The organism is Rugamonas apoptosis (genome assembly GCF_014042355.1).
Taxonomy (GTDB): Bacteria; Pseudomonadota; Gammaproteobacteria; order Burkholderiales; family Burkholderiaceae_D; genus Rugamonas; species Rugamonas apoptosis.
Map to the genome: position 1 here is coordinate 98,746 of NZ_JACEZU010000011.1, position 14,011 is coordinate 112,756.

The following is a 14,011-nucleotide window of genomic DNA, read 5'->3' on the forward strand; positions in this document are numbered from 1 at the left end:
GCCGCGGACAATGTCGCGGCAGGTTTCAGTTCAATCCCAGCGTGTGGCGCTGCTTAGAACTGGTCTTCCGTCAGTGCCAGCACGCCGGCGCTGCCTTCGACGATGGCGCTGCGCAGGCCGGAGGATTGCGACAGGATGTGGTCGGCGAAGAAGCGCGCTGTGACGATCTTGGCCTGGTAGAAGCTGGCGTCGCCTTCCTTGGCGTCCAGTTTCTGCTTGGCGATCAGCGCGGCGCGCGCCATCTGCCAGCCTGCCACCACGATACCGGCCAGCTTCAGGTACAGCACGCTGCCCGCGAACACGCCTTTGATGTCGCTCTTCATGTTGTTGACCACGTACTCGACCACGGCTTCCAGGTCCTTGCTGCCAGCGGCCAGGTGCTTGGCGATGGCCTGGAATTCCGCGCCGCCTTGCTCCGCCAGTTGCGCTTCCGTGGCGCGGATCTGGGCGATGATGGCCTTGGCCACGGCGCCGCCGTCACGCACGGTCTTGCGGCCCACCAGGTCGTTGGCCTGGATCGCGGTGGTGCCTTCGTAGATGGTCAGGATCTTGACATCGCGGTAGTGCTGCGCGGCGCCCGTCTCTTCGATGAAGCCCATGCCGCCGTGCACTTGCACGCCGTCGCGGGTCACGTCCTGCGCCATTTCCGTCGACCAGCCCTTGATCAGCGGGACCAGGAATTCATAGGTGGCCAGGTTGGCGGCGCGCACGGCCGCATCCGGATGGTTGTGCGCGATATCGCTCAGGCCCGCGCCCACGTAGGCCAGCGCGCGCGCCGCCTCGATCTGCGAACGCATAGCCATCAGCATGCGGCGCACGTCCGGATGGTGGATGATGGAGACAGGACCGGCCGAACCGGCCAGGTCGCGCGACTGCACGCGGTCCTTGGCGAAGGCCACGGCGCGCTGGTACGAGCGCTCGGCCACGCCGATGCCCTGCAGGCCGACGCCGAAGCGGGCCGCGTTCATCATGATGAACATGTATTCCAGGCCGCGGTTCTCTTCACCGACCAGGGTGCCGATGGCGCCGCCGTTGTCGCCGAATTGCAGCACGGCCGTGGGGCTGGCCTTGATGCCCAGCTTGTGTTCGATCGAGACGCAGTGCGCGTCGTTGCGCGCGCCCAGCGAGCCGTCCGCGTTGACCAGGAACTTGGGCACGATGAACAGCGAGATACCTTTCACGCCCGGAGGCGCGTCCGGCGTGCGGGCCAGCACCAGGTGCACGATGTTCTCGGCCATGTCGTGTTCACCGTACGTGATGAAGATCTTGGTGCCGAACACTTTGTAGGTGCCGTCGCCCTGGGGCACGGCGCGGCTGCGCACGGCGGCCAGGTCGGAACCGGCTTGCGGCTCGGTCAGGTTCATGGTGCCGGTCCATTTGCCCGACACCAGGTTTTCCAGGTAGATGGCTTTCTGCTCGTCGCTGCCGGCCGTCAGCAGCGCTTCGATGGCGCCATCCGTCAGCAGCGGGCACAGGGCGAACGACACGTTCGACGAGTTCAGCATCTCGATGCAAGGGGTAGCCAGCAGCTTGGGCAAGCCCTGGCCGCCGAATTCCACCGGGTGCTGCACGCCCTGCCAGCCAGCTTCACCGAAGGCCTTGAAGGCTTCCTTGAAACCCTTGGTGGTGGTGACCTGGCCATCGTGCCAGTAGCTCGGCTCTTTGTCGCCGGGATTGTTCAGGGGGGCGACCACATTGGCGCAGAACTTCGCGTTCTCTTCCAGCACGGCTTCGGCCGTGTCCGGGGTGGCATCTTCATTGCCAGGCAGTGCGTTCACGGCGGCCAGGTCGGCCAGTTCGTTCATCACGAACAGCATGTCTTTTACGGGGGCTTGATACGGCATCTTCCATTCTCCAAGAAAAAGGCCACGGCGGCCCGGCGTGTGTGCCGGAGCCAGCGTGGCCTGGTGATCCAATCTAGGCGCTAAACGTATCAGCCCAGTTCTGCGACCAGTTGTGGTACCACTTCGAACAGGTCGCCAACGATGCCGTAATCAGCCACGGAGAAGATCGGTGCTTCTGGATCTTTGTTGATGGCGACGATGGTCTTCGAGTCCTTCATGCCAGCCAAGTGCTGGATGGCGCCCGAGATACCGACGGCGATGTACAGGGTCGGCGCGACGATCTTGCCGGTCTGGCCCACTTGCCAGTCGTTCGGCACGTAGCCAGCATCGACGGCGGCGCGCGAAGCACCCATGGCGGCGCCCAGCTTGTCGGCCAGCGGTTCCAGGATCTTGAACGCTTCGCCCGAGCCCATGCCGCGGCCACCGGAAACGATGACTTTGGCGGCGGTCAGTTCAGGACGATCCGACTTGGCCAGTTCGCGGCCCACGAAGGCCGACTTGCCCAGGTCGCCAACGGCGGCCACGGTGTCGATGGCGGCCGAACCGCCGGTGGCGGCAGCGGCGTCAAAGCCGGTGGTACGCACGGTGATGACTTTCACCTTGTCGCCCGACTGCACGGTGGCGATGGCGTTACCGGCGTAGATAGGACGCTCGAAGGTGTCTGGCGAGTCGACCTTGGTGATTTCCGAGATCTGGGCCACGTCCAGCTTGGCGGCCACGCGTGGGGCGATGTTCTTGCCGTAGGCGGTCGCTGGAGCCAGGATGTGGCTGTAGGCGCCGGCCAGGGCCAGTACTTGCTCGGCCACGTTTTCGGCCAGGCCGTCGGCGAAGTGTGGCGCGTCGGCCAGGATCACTTTCGATACGCCGGCGATCTGCGCGGCGGCGGCGGCCGCGGCGGCGGCGTTGGCGCCGGCGACCAGGACGTGCACGTCACCACCGCACTGGGCGGCTGCGGTGACGGTGTGGTGGGTGCTGCCTTTCAGGCTAGCGTTGTCGTGTTCAGCGATAACTAATGCGACCATGATTCTTCCTCAAAAATGTGAACGGCCAGGCCGCGCTTAGATAACTTTGGCTTCGGTGCGCAGTTTTGCGACCAGGGTGGCGACGTCCGGTACCTTGATGCCGGCCGAACGCTTGGCTGGCTCGGCCACTTTCAGGGTCTTCAGACGGGGTGCCACGTCCACGCCCAGGTCTTCCGGCTTGACGGTGTCCAGCGGCTTTTTCTTGGCCTTCATGATGTTCGGCAACGTCACGTAGCGCGGCTCGTTCAGGCGCAGGTCGGTGGTGACGATGGCTGGCAGGGTCAGCGACAGGGTTTCCAGGCCGCCGTCCACTTCACGGGTCACGATGGCTTTGCCGTCTTCCAGCACCACTTTCGAGGCGAAGGTCGCTTGTGGCCAGCCCAGCAGGGCTGCCAGCATCTGGCCGGTCTGGTTGGAGTCGTCGTCGATGGCTTGCTTGCCCAGGATGATCAGCTGTGGCTGTTCCTTGTCGGCCAGCGCCTTGAGCAGCTTGGCCACGCCCAGCGGCTCCAGTTCAACCGCCGTTTCCACCAGGATGCCACGGTCGGCGCCGATGGCCATACCGGTGCGCAGGGTTTCCTGGCACTGGGTCACGCCGCACGACACGGCCACCACTTCGGTGACTTTGCCCGCTTCCTTCAGGCGCACGGCCTCTTCGATCGCGATCTCATCGAATGGGTTCATCGACATTTTGACGTTGGCGATATCGACGCCGCTGCCGTCGGATTTGACGCGCACTTTGACGTTGTAGTCGACCACGCGTTTGACGGGTACCAAGACTTTCATAGCTGTGCCTTTGGGAAAAATAAAGAGTAACGGAACCTAAGTAGGGGAAGATTATAAGAGAAATTTTCCGCCTAAACTAAATTTAAGCACGATCGTGCGATTTTTTGCTAGTACAAAGCATCTAAAAAAGACATTTACTGCTAAAACATTTCCGAGGGAGTAAGCACCGGGTAAGGTTGGCTGGCCCGGTTGCATGGGAAACAACGAATTACTTACGACGCATCAGGAACACGAATTCCCGGCCATTCTGCACATGCGACAGCAAGGCATTGCCAGTCTGCTTGGCAAAAGCCTGGAAATCGCGCACGGAACCGGGGTCGGTGGCCATGATGCGCAACACTTCACCACTCTGGAGCTCGGCCAGTGCCTTCTTGGCCTTCAGGATCGGCAGCGGGCAATTGAGGCCCCGCGCGTCGAGCTCTTTGTGAAATTCCATGATCTCGTGTTCAAGTAGTGTGTCAGTCATTGCCATCCCGCTTCCAAATATTCCGCTGGTTTCAGACATACTACCCCAAAATAGTGCGTTTGACGCGCTGCACCAAAATAGTTCATATACCGTTGTATGCTCACAACGAGAAATTCAGCGTGGTAACGGCCCGCACCGGGGCGCGGGCCGCATAGACGCTTATTATGCCCGTTGTGCCACCCATGCTGCAACGCCCGCAAGCGCACCCGGCAGTGCCGCAGCATCCGTACCGCCCGCCTGCGCCATGTCGGGGCGTCCGCCGCCCTTGCCGCCCACCTGCTGGGCCACAAAGTTGACCAGCTCGCCCGCCTTGACCTTGCTGGTGGCGTCGGCCGTCACGCCGGCGATCAGGCTGACCTTGCCGTCGGCCACGCTGGCCAGCACGATGGCGGCCGTTTTCAGCTTGTCCTTGAGCTTGTCCATGGTTTCGCGCAGGCCGGCCACGTCGGCGCCGTCCAGGGTCGCGGCCAGCACCTTGATGCCGTTCACGTCCACCGCCTGGGTGGCCAGTTCGTCGCCCTGGCCGGCGGCCAGTTTCGATTTCAGGGCCGCCAGCTCCTTCTCCAGCGCCTTGGCGCCGTCCTGCATCTGCACGATGCGGGCCGTCAGTTCGTCCGGAGTCGCCTTCAGGGCGGCGGCCGCTTCCAGCAGACGGCGGTTCATCGCTTGCACCAGCGCCAGCGCGCCCTCGCCCGTCACCGCCTCGATACGGCGGATACCGGCCGCCACGCCACCTTCGGCCACGATCTTGAACAGGCCGATGTCACCGGTGCGGTGCACGTGCACGCCGCCGCACAGCTCTTTGGACGAGCCGATGTCCATCACCCGCACTTCGTCGCCGTACTTCTCGCCGAACAGCGCCATGGCGCCATGCTTGACGGCGTCGTCGAACGACATGTTGTGCGACTGGGTGGCCACGTTGGCCAGGATTTCGCGGTTGACGATGGTTTCCACTTGCGCGATCTGCTCGGCCGTCACGGGAGCGTTGTGGCTGAAGTCGAAGCGGGCCTTGTCAGGATCGACCAGCGAGCCTTTCTGCGCCACATGGGTACCCAGCACTTCGCGCAGGGCCTTGTGCATCAGGTGGGTGGCCGAGTGGTTGCGGATGGTGCGGCCGCGCGAATGCTGGTCCACTTCCGCGCCCACGGCGTCGCCCACTTTCAGCACGCCGGAAGCCAGCACGCCATGGTGGCCGAACACGTCAGCCTGGATCTTGAGGGTGTCTTCCACTTCGAACTTGCCGCCGGCGGCCTGGATCAGACCCTGGTCGCCCACCTGGCCGCCCGACTCAGCGTAGAACGGGGTGGTGTCGAGCACCACGATGCCCTGCTCGCCCGCCTTCAGTTCCGTCACCGCCGCGCCATTGGCGTACAGCGCGATCACTTTCGAATTGTGCTGCAACTGGTCGTAGCCGACGAACTTGTTCTTCTCGCCGCTGTATTCCACGTTGGCGGCCATCTTGAATTTACCGGCGGCGCGCGCGACCTTCTTCTGGTTTTCCATCGCCGCGTGGAAGCCCTCTTCGTCCAGCGTCACATTGCGTTCGCGGCAGATGTCGGCCGTCAGATCCAGCGGGAAGCCGTAGGTGTCGTACAGGGTGAAGGCGGTACCGCCGTCCAGGCGCGACGCGTCCTTGGCCAGCTGCGCTTCCAGGATCTTCATGCCGTGTTCCAGCGTTTCACCGAAGCGCTCTTCTTCCGCTTTCAGCGTCTGGGCCACACGGTCCATGGCTTCCGTCAGTTCCGGATAGGCCGCGCCCATCTCGATGTTGAGGTCGGCCACCAGCTTGTAGAAGAATGGCTTGGTCTGGCCCAGCTTGTGGCCGTGGCGCAGCGCGCGGCGGATGATGCGGCGCAGGACGTAGCCGTGGCCTTCCGAGCCAGGGATGATGCCGTCGACGATCAGGAACGCGGCGGCGCGGATGTGGTCCGCGATCACGCGCAGCGATTTCGATTCCAGGTCGGTGGCGCCGGTTTCGCGCGCGGCGGCCTTGATCAGGTTCTGGAACAGGTCGATTTCGTAGTTGCTGTGCACATGCTGCAGCACGGCGGCCAGGCGCTCCAGGCCCATGCCGGTGTCCACGCATGGCTTCGGCAGCTTGTTCATGTTGCCCGCTTCGTCGCGGTTGAACTGCATGAACACCAGGTTCCAGATTTCGATGAAGCGGTCGCCGTCTTCCTCAGGCGAACCGGGAGGACCACCCCAGATGTCCGCGCCGTGGTCGTAGAAGATTTCCGTGCAAGGACCGCAAGGGCCGATGTCGGCCATCTGCCAGAAGTTGTCCGACGCGTAGCGCGAACCCTTGTTGTCGCCGATGCGGATGATGCGCTCTTTCGGCACGCCGATCTCGTTGGCCCAGATGTCGTACGCCTCGTCATCCTCGAAGTAGACGGTGACGGTCAGCTTGTCGGCAGGCAGCTGATAAACCTTGGTCAGCAGTTCCCACGCGTAGTTGATGGCGTCGCGCTTGAAGTAGTCGCCGAAGCTGAAGTTGCCCAGCATTTCGAAGAAGGTGTGGTGGCGGGCCGTGTAGCCCACGTTTTCCAGGTCGTTGTGCTTGCCGCCGGCGCGCACGCAGCGCTGCACGGTGGTCGCGCGCGAGTAGGGGCGCGTGTCGAGGCCGAGGAACACGTCCTTGAATTGCACCATGCCGCTGTTGGTCAACAACATGGTCGGGTCGTTGCCAGGCACCAATGGACTGGAACGGACGATCGAATGACCCTTGGATTCAAAAAACTTGAGGAATTTGTCGCGGATTTCAGATGATTTCATGTCGGTTGGCAGTGGTGGCTGGCATGTGCAAAGGGTTGATTATACGTGAAGAAATGGCCGGCAAATACCTGCCGGTGTTGGCGATGGCCTCTAGGCGGGCTGGATAGCCCGCTCAGGCGAAGGCTGGCCCGATCAGGTCGATGCGGTCGGTGCAGAAGCCGTCCACGCCCCAGGCCAGGATTTCCCGCGCCCGTTCGGGGCTGTTGACGGTGTAGCAGAACAGCCCCAGCCCCGCCGCCTTGACGGCCAGCGCCAGCGCCGGCGTCAGGTGCTTGTGGTTGGTGTGGATGGCGACGGCGCCCAGCGCGGCGGCCTGGGCTTGCCAGTCGTCGGGCATGGAGTCGAACAGGCAGCCGCGCGGCAGGGCCGGCACGGCGTCGCGCGCGGCGGCCAGCGCCGCCATGCTAAATGAGGACAACAGCGGCAGCCCGGCCGGGTCGCCGGCCGCCAGCGCATCGGTGAACAGGTCGCGCGTGGCCTCGGCCACCCAGCGCCCGGTGGCCGCGTCAAAACCGGCCGCCGGTTTGATCTCGATGTTCATCCAGATGCGCTGCGCCTGGCAGTACTCGGCGAACTGGGTGAAAGTCGGCACCGGCTCGCCCCGGAATTCCGGTCCGAACCAGGCGCCCGCGTCCAGCCGCGCCAGGTCGGCCGCGTCGGTCGTGGGCACGCTGCCCAGGCCGGGTACGGTGCGGCCGAACTGTTCATCGTGCATCACCATGCCGACGCCGTCGCGCGCCAGCATGACGTCGAATTCCACGGCCCGGAAGCCGTAAGCCAGGCCGCAGCGCAAGGCGGCGATGGTGTTTTCCGGCGCCAGCGTGCCGCCGCCCCGGTGCGCAACGATTTTAGGATAAGGCCACATGGCAACCGCCTCGAAAAGATTGTTCTTTTCAACCTTACCATGCTTGCCTTGGGCACGGCGGAAAATGACCGTGCCGCTACCACGCCAAAGGATTTCCTTGTCAAAAATGCACCATATTGGTGCGCTTTTACGCCGCCAATATTAATGCAACTGGTGTTTCAGCTCCGACAATTCATGGTGCATGTGATTGACGGCGCTTTTCATTTGCTGCGTCAGGTCGGCGCCGCTGCTGCATACGCGCTTGGCGCGGTCGCCCAGTTGTTCCAGGTCGTCCACCATTTGACGGATGCGGCGCTCATCGTTGGACTGGATCACGTTCTTCGCCATGTCGGCCTGCTTGTCCAGGCGCTCAATGCAGTCGCGCAGTTCGCCCGGCACGTTGCGCTCGGCCGAGCACGCTTGTGACGCCTGGCCTATCGCATGTTCCACACTGCTGAACCGCCGTTGAATTTCATTCGCTTGCAGCATGATGGTTTCCTCCAAAGTAAGTCGCACGCACAATGCGCACGTCACCATTGGAGGCGCGAGCGGGTAGGCTGGTTCCATCATGGCGTTTGAGCCGGCACAAGCACGCCTATGGCGGCCTACGCTACAACGCAGGACTCGCATCAGCCGCCGCACGCGGGCAAGGTCAGCGCCTGCAACACCTCGCCCCGCTCCGACTGCACAAAGGCACTCACGCCCAGCTTGCCTGCGACGGCGCCTGACGGCAACGGCAGCGTGCGGGTGACGGTCGCCATGTTGACACCGGCTTTGTCACCTGACGACAAGGGCACAGGCGCCAGCCAGGTGCGCACCACGTGGTCGTGACGCAACAGGCGGCCGCTGTTTTCTCCGGCCGTTACCTTGCTGGCCAGCCCGCTTTCCACCAGCGCCACAAACAGCTTGCCAGCGTGGGCCGCGCTGGCGTTGACTTCCACCGGCAAGCCCGCCGCACTCGCCTGCCCCAGCGTGATGCGGATCTCGGCCTGCGCCGGCTGGGCGTTGATGCGCTTGACGGCGGCCGGTACACCGCCCGACCAGCGGTCCACGCCGCCGCGCAGTTCCTGCCCGGCCACAAACAGTTCCGGGGTATAGACGGTGCGCGAACCAGCTAGCTTCGTCAGCCAACGCTGGCGCTCGCTGTAGGCTGCTTGCGAGAACGGGTCTTTCCAGCCGATGTCGTTCCAGTAATCGACGTGCAACGCCAGCAGCACGGCCTGCGCCGGGGTGACGCCCGCCGCGCGCAAGCCGCTGATGTACTGGTCGGCCGGCGGGCAACTGCTGCAGCCTTCCGACGTGTACAACTCCAGCAGCGCGACCCGGTAGGCGGGGCTATGGGCACTGCAACTATTGGCGGCCAACACGGGCGCGACGTTCAGCGCTGCGGCGGCGCTCAGGCTCAGGATCAACTGTTTCATGGCGTCTCCAATTGGTACGATATGTCCTGTTGGTCGGGCGGCCGGGGCCAACCTGACAGTACCTTGCGAAAAATTATTACAAACGCAAAACATATCGAAAAACTAAGTTACCATGCTCAACCTCTTCCATCCACTCCTATCGCATGGACGACCTCGCATCGCGCGCTGCCCGCCACTGGCCTGGCTTGTTGCTGACAGCGCTGATCCACATCGCACTGCTGTACGCCATGTGGCGCCAACTGCCCGACCGGCCCGCAAGCCGGGTGGCCGATGGGCGCCCTGCCATCCAATGGCTGTTGCCGCTCGCGCCGCATGCGGCCCCCGCGCAACTCGTGCCGCAGCGCCCCGCGTCCCGCACCGCCGTCGCGGTGACGAGCACACCCGCACCCGCACAACCTGAGCGGCCCATCGCGACCGCATCGCCAACAACGCCAGTCCAGCCGCAGGCGATCACGCCGCCCGAACAGGCGCCGCCGGAGCCGGACTTCGGTCCGGCACGCCCCAGCGCGGCCGACATCATGCGCCGCGCGCGAAGCGACATCGCCGGCATCGACCAGCAGTTGCGCAAGGAGTTTCCATTACAGGGAAATGCGTCACCACCGGACGGCGTGCAGGCCCGGCTGGCACGCGGCATCAACGCCGCGCATGAGGCGGTCGGCCCCAAGTGGTATGAGGGTGCGAAGATAGTGGAGCTGAGCCAGCCCGACAGCAAGAAACGCGTCTACAAGATCATGACGGCGCTGGTCACGTATTGCTTCACCCAGTACGAAGACGGGCGCAAGGCTTATACCAGCTGCCCAGGCTAGCGTCACGTACGCGCCACGTCTGCACAATCCGGCGCTAGCGCCACGTTTGCTCAGCCCGCCGCCAGTGCCGTCGCGGTTGGCGCCAGCGGCGTCACCTGGCGCAGGCGCAGCGCGATCAGCAGCGCCACGCCGAGTGCAGCGCCCAGGACAGCCACCACGCCCGGCCAGCCGCCCCGCGCCCACACCACGCCGGTGGCGGAACCGATCACGCTGGAACCCATATAGTAGAAGAACAGGTACAGCGCGGAAGCGAGCGCCCGTGGCGCGGTGGCGCGCCGGCCCACCCAGCTGCTGGCCACGGAATGGGTGGCGAAAAAGCCGAATGAGAACAGCGCCACACCGGCCACGATCAGCGGCAGCGCTTGGGACAAGGTCAACAGCAAGCCGGCCAGCATCAGCGCCATCACGCGCCACAGTACGCCACGCCGCCCCAGCCGGTCGGCCAGTCGTCCCGCCCACACGGAACTGTAGATGCCCAGCAGGTACAGCAGGGAGATGAAACCCACCGTGGTCTGGCTGAGCCCATACGGCGCCGCCAGCAGCCGATAGGCGATGTAATTGTACAGGCTGACGAAGCTGCCCATCAGCAGGAAGGCCAGCGCGAACAGCAGCGGCAAGCCGGCATCCGTCAGGTGCAGGCGGCAGCCATCGCGCATGGCGCGCCAGCCGCTGCGCGCGGGGGCGAAGTGGCGCGAGGCGGGCAGGCTGCGCCAGAAATCCCAGGCCGCCGCCAGGCCGGCCACGCCCATCACGGCCAGCGCCACCCGCCACGAGAAATAATCACTCAGCAGCGACGTGAGTAAGCGCCCGCTCATGCCGCCGAACGCGCTGCCGCTGATGTACAGCCCCATGGACAGGCCCAGCGATGCCGGTTCGATTTCCTCGCCCAGGTAAGCCATGGCGACGGCCGGCATGCCGCCCAGCGCCAGCCCCAGCATGGCGCGCAGCACCAGCAGTTGCGGATAGTTCTGGGCCAGCGCGCACAGTACGGTGAGCGCGGCCGCCAGCGCCATGGCCGTCACCATCATCGGCTTGCGGCCCAGCCGCTCGGACAGGGCGCTGGAGGCCAGCAGCGAAAACGCCAGCGCGGCCGTCGACAACGACAGCGTCAGGCTGCTTTGCGCCGGAGTGAGCGCAAACTGGTGCGATAACACGGGCATCAACGGTTGTACGCAATACAACAGCGCGAAACTGGAAAAGCCGCCGAAGAACAGCGCCCGGTTGGTGCGCCGGAAGGCCGGCGTGCCGCCGGCGATGCGGGAAGAATCAGAGGCGGCTGCTGCTGGGGCGGAGGCGGAGGCGGACATGATGGCCTTGAGCTGGAACAATGCATCCATCTTAGGATTGCTCATTCATATAGTCCAATATATATTTAAGGCGTTACTAATATATAGAAACGATTACTGGAATGGAATTACGCCACCTGCGCTACTTCGTCGCCGTCGCCGAGGAACTCAGTTTCACGCGTGCGGCGCAGCGCCTGCACATCGGCCAGCCGCCGCTGAGCCAGCAGATCCAGGCGCTGGAAGCGCAAGTGGGCGCGCGCCTGCTGGAACGCAGCAAGCGCTGGGTACGCCTGACGGAAGCGGGCAAGCTGTTCCTCGACGATGCGCGCCGCGTGCTGGCCCTGTCCGAGCAAGCCGTGGAGACGGCGCGCCGGGCCCAGCGCGGCGAGGCGGGCGAACTGCGCATCGGCTTCACCTTCTCGACCCCGTTCACGCCGCTGTTCGCCACCGTCATCAACCGCTACCGGCAACGCTATCCGGGCGTCACGCTCACACTGCATGAAATGGCCACCCTGCCCCAGATCGAAGCGCTGCCGGCGCGCACGCTGGACCTGGGCTTCGTGCGCCCGCCCGAAGTGGCCGTGCTGGACGCGGTGCGCATGACCACCCTGCGCGAAGACCCGCTGCTGCTGGTGCTGCCAGTCGGCCATCCGCTGGCGCAGCGCGAGGTGGTGGCCGCGCGCGAGCTGCAAGGGCTGCCGTTCGTGATGTATCCGCCCACGGCGGGCACCGGCATCTATCACCAGATTTTGCGTCTGTGCCGGGCGGCCGGGTTCGAGCCGCAGGTGGCCATGGAGGCGGGCGAGGTGTCGTCCATTATCGGACTGGTGGCGGCCGGTTGCGGCATCTCCATCCTGCCCGGTTCCTTCAACAGCATCCAGCTGGAAGGCGTGTGCTACCGCGCGCTGGCCGAACCGGAGGCCACCACCACGCTGCTGCTGGCGCAGCGCAAGGATGAAACTTCACCACTGGTGGAAGCGTTTGTGGCGCTGGCGCTGGCGGCCGCGCAGGAGGAGCAGGGGCGCGCATAAAAAAGGCCAGCCGTCCCGCGTTGGCGGAAGGGCTGGCCGTGCGCTCGGGCACCCGCGCGATCGCACGATCAGGCGTAGTCGGCGTCCAGTTCGGAGCCGGCGTAGTTTTCCAGTTCCGAGAACAGCGTCTTCATGGCCGTGCGGCCACGGATGTGCTGCAGCACCGTGCAGCTGTTGCGGTAGCTCGCGATACGATCCAGCAGCACGGGATGGTGCTGCACCGGCACGGCGGCCACCAGCGCCGCCCAGCCTTCCTCAAAGTCCGGCTTGTTCTTGCGTACCGATTTGACGAAGCGTTCGAACTCCTTCTGCCCGGTGCGCGCCACCACCCTGCCCCCGCCTTCGACGGCGAAGATGATGGCCAGCGCGATCACGCCTTCCGCATTCAGGTCGGCGTCGCTGACGGGGCCTTCGCTGTTGTGGCGGCGCAGCCAGCCCGCCAGACGCACGATGGCTTGCGCCTCCTTGCGCTGCTTGAGCTGTTGGGCATAGCGCTCGTAGCCGGACCAGTTCTGGTTCGGGTCGGCCTGGCAGATATCGATGAACAGTTCACGCAAGCGCCGCTGGGCATACACCGGGTCCTGGTCGTACTCGCCCACCAGCGCGTCCTCGGGCAGCGCGGACAGTTCGCGGATCAGGCGGAAACCCGCCTGGAACGCGTGTTCGGCGCCATGCTCGACCAGGAAGTCCAGCGCGGCCTGGTCGCCCTCGTGCAGCAGCACGCTGTCCAGGCCCAGCGAAACGCCGCCCACCGTCAGCTGCAGCGCTTTCTGGATGCCGTCGGCCGTGCGGTCGTTGGTGAACTTCTCGGCCACCATGGCCGTGATGCCCGTCAGCTCGTCGGCCAGGTTGAGGGCGGCGTCCGGCCGGGGGTCGGTCGCCAGTTGCTTGATGGCGCGGGTCAGCCGCGGCAGGGTTTCTACAACAATTGCAGGCAGCATGTATCAGGCTTCCATCACGAGAAAATGCCGGTGCCGATGCTGCGGCGCGCGCCCGGCTTGGCCGCGCTGCGGCTGGACGGTACCTGCTTGCGCAAGCGGTACAGCAATTCCTTGGTGGAGCGCTGCAGGTGCGCCGGTTCCTCGTCCGGGTCGTCGCTGAATTCGGCATCGGCCAGGTCGGCGCTGTGGCGGAACTCCGGGAACAGTTCGAACAAGGCGCGGTCCCAGCCATCCTCCGACGCTTGCGCCAGCGCCACGGCCAGCGGCACCACGTCGTTGTCGGACGACGTCTGGCCCGTCAGGTAAGGGCCCTTGGCGATGATCTCGCCCGCCACTTCCAGGATTTCCTTGGGCGCCATCGAGAACAGGATGGCGAACACGGTCGAACCCCAGTCGGTGGCCGAGGCTTCCGCCAGCAAGGCGTTGCGGCGGTCTTCATCGTCATTGGCGAACACCACGCCGTGCACGTGCGCGAACAGCGATTCGGCGATGCGCTCGGGATCGTCCTCGATCAGGTCGTCCGGCCAGGTGGCGGCGAAGAAGGCCAGGCTGTCGGCCCAGGCCTTGGGCGGCACCAGCAAGGTGGCCAGCGACATCTTGCCGCCGTCAAAACCGGCCATGTGCAGCGCCGTCACTTGCGGCGGGATGCTCTCCAAGACTTCCACCACGGCCAGGTCGCCGTACTGGTCGGCCGCGTCGGCGAATGCTTGCTCGGCGTGGCCCAGCGAGCCGGCCAGCACCAGTTCCGTCACCTGTTTGCGCAGCGCGGGCAGATTGCTATTTTCCGACATG

The 14,011-nt window shown here is 64.8% G+C and carries 13 protein-coding genes; 2 read left to right on the forward strand and 11 right to left on the reverse strand.

The features are described from left to right. Window positions 1-53: 53 nt before the first annotated feature. From H3H39_RS20780 to H3H39_RS20815, 8 genes are all read right to left on the reverse strand, one after another. On the reverse strand, window positions 54-1,844 hold the full coding sequence (locus tag H3H39_RS20780; protein WP_182156095.1) for an acyl-CoA dehydrogenase: 1,791 nt from the start codon (window positions 1,842-1,844) through the stop codon (window positions 54-56). Window positions 1,845-1,933: 89 nt separating this feature from the next. Continuing rightward, window positions 1,934-2,866 (reverse strand): electron transfer flavoprotein subunit alpha/FixB family protein, encoded by a 933-nt coding sequence (locus H3H39_RS20785; RefSeq protein ID WP_182156111.1) that lies wholly within the window; start codon window positions 2,864-2,866, stop codon window positions 1,934-1,936. 36 nt (window positions 2,867-2,902) lie between these two features. Beyond that, entirely contained in the window at window positions 2,903-3,652 is a 750-nt protein-coding gene (locus H3H39_RS20790) for an electron transfer flavoprotein subunit beta/FixA family protein (protein ID WP_182156113.1), read from the reverse strand. A 208-nt stretch (window positions 3,653-3,860) separates the two neighbouring features. After that, window positions 3,861-4,088, reverse strand: a complete 228-nt coding sequence (locus tag H3H39_RS20795; protein ID WP_182156115.1) for a sulfurtransferase TusA family protein — start codon at window positions 4,086-4,088, stop codon at window positions 3,861-3,863. Between the two features lie 192 nt (window positions 4,089-4,280). Then, window positions 4,281-6,890, reverse strand: a complete 2,610-nt coding sequence (gene alaS / locus H3H39_RS20800; RefSeq protein ID WP_182156117.1) for an alanine--tRNA ligase — start codon at window positions 6,888-6,890, stop codon at window positions 4,281-4,283. 112 nt (window positions 6,891-7,002) lie between these two features. Beyond that, on the reverse strand, window positions 7,003-7,755 hold the full coding sequence (gene ugpQ / locus H3H39_RS20805; protein WP_182156118.1) for a glycerophosphodiester phosphodiesterase: 753 nt from the start codon (window positions 7,753-7,755) through the stop codon (window positions 7,003-7,005). Between the two features lie 141 nt (window positions 7,756-7,896). Next, window positions 7,897-8,223, reverse strand: a complete 327-nt coding sequence (locus H3H39_RS20810; protein WP_182156120.1) for a hypothetical protein — start codon at window positions 8,221-8,223, stop codon at window positions 7,897-7,899. Window positions 8,224-8,363: 140 nt separating this feature from the next. Beyond that, window positions 8,364-9,155: a DUF1223 domain-containing protein gene (locus tag H3H39_RS20815; protein ID WP_182156122.1), complete on the reverse strand. Its 792-nt coding sequence runs from the start codon at window positions 9,153-9,155 to the stop codon at window positions 8,364-8,366. 143 nt (window positions 9,156-9,298) lie between these two features. Here H3H39_RS20815 and H3H39_RS20820 point away from each other — a divergent pair, with 143 nt between their 5' ends. Then, entirely contained in the window at window positions 9,299-9,961 is a 663-nt protein-coding gene (locus H3H39_RS20820) for a hypothetical protein (protein WP_182156124.1), read from the forward strand. A gap of 50 nt (window positions 9,962-10,011) precedes the next feature. On the opposite strand, the gene H3H39_RS20825 is transcribed toward H3H39_RS20820, so the two are convergent. After that, on the reverse strand, window positions 10,012-11,268 hold the full coding sequence (locus H3H39_RS20825) for an MFS transporter (RefSeq protein WP_182156346.1): 1,257 nt from the start codon (window positions 11,266-11,268) through the stop codon (window positions 10,012-10,014). Between the two features lie 101 nt (window positions 11,269-11,369). Here H3H39_RS20825 and H3H39_RS20830 point away from each other — a divergent pair, with 101 nt between their 5' ends. Beyond that, window positions 11,370-12,278 carry a LysR substrate-binding domain-containing protein gene (locus H3H39_RS20830; RefSeq protein ID WP_182156126.1) on the forward strand — a complete coding sequence of 303 codons (909 nt, stop codon included), beginning with the start codon at window positions 11,370-11,372 and terminating at the stop codon, window positions 12,276-12,278. A gap of 68 nt (window positions 12,279-12,346) precedes the next feature. Here the strand turns inward: H3H39_RS20830 and H3H39_RS20835 are convergent, their stop codons facing one another. Then, window positions 12,347-13,219, reverse strand: a complete 873-nt coding sequence (locus H3H39_RS20835) for a hypothetical protein (RefSeq protein WP_182156128.1) — start codon at window positions 13,217-13,219, stop codon at window positions 12,347-12,349. A 14-nt stretch (window positions 13,220-13,233) separates the two neighbouring features. Further along, entirely contained in the window at window positions 13,234-14,010 is a 777-nt protein-coding gene (locus tag H3H39_RS20840; protein ID WP_182156130.1) for a hypothetical protein, read from the reverse strand. Window position 14,011 lies beyond the last annotated feature (1 nt).

Bases quoted from the DNA above. Each gene is read 5' to 3' on its own strand.
- H3H39_RS20780 (WP_182156095.1), bottom strand. From the start codon at position 1,844: ATGCCGTATCAAGCCCCCGTAAAAGACATGCTGTTCGTGATGAACGAA.
- H3H39_RS20785 (WP_182156111.1), bottom strand. From the start codon at position 2,866: ATGGTCGCATTAGTTATCGCTGAACACGACAACGCTAGCCTGAAAGGC.
- H3H39_RS20790 (WP_182156113.1), bottom strand. From the start codon at position 3,652: ATGAAAGTCTTGGTACCCGTCAAACGCGTGGTCGACTACAACGTCAAA.
- H3H39_RS20795 (WP_182156115.1), bottom strand. From the start codon at position 4,088: ATGGAATTTCACAAAGAGCTCGACGCGCGGGGCCTCAATTGCCCGCTG.
- alaS (WP_182156117.1), bottom strand. From the start codon at position 6,890: ATGAAATCATCTGAAATCCGCGACAAATTCCTCAAGTTTTTTGAATCC.
- ugpQ (WP_182156118.1), bottom strand. From the start codon at position 7,755: ATGTGGCCTTATCCTAAAATCGTTGCGCACCGGGGCGGCGGCACGCTG.
- H3H39_RS20810 (WP_182156120.1), bottom strand. From the start codon at position 8,223: ATGCTGCAAGCGAATGAAATTCAACGGCGGTTCAGCAGTGTGGAACAT.
- H3H39_RS20815 (WP_182156122.1), bottom strand. From the start codon at position 9,155: ATGAAACAGTTGATCCTGAGCCTGAGCGCCGCCGCAGCGCTGAACGTC.
- H3H39_RS20820 (WP_182156124.1), top strand. From the start codon at position 9,299: ATGGACGACCTCGCATCGCGCGCTGCCCGCCACTGGCCTGGCTTGTTG.
- H3H39_RS20825 (WP_182156346.1), bottom strand. From the start codon at position 11,268: ATGTCCGCCTCCGCCTCCGCCCCAGCAGCAGCCGCCTCTGATTCTTCC.
- H3H39_RS20830 (WP_182156126.1), top strand. From the start codon at position 11,370: ATGGAATTACGCCACCTGCGCTACTTCGTCGCCGTCGCCGAGGAACTC.
- H3H39_RS20835 (WP_182156128.1), bottom strand. From the start codon at position 13,219: ATGCTGCCTGCAATTGTTGTAGAAACCCTGCCGCGGCTGACCCGCGCC.
- H3H39_RS20840 (WP_182156130.1), bottom strand. From the start codon at position 14,010: ATGTCGGAAAATAGCAATCTGCCCGCGCTGCGCAAACAGGTGACGGAA.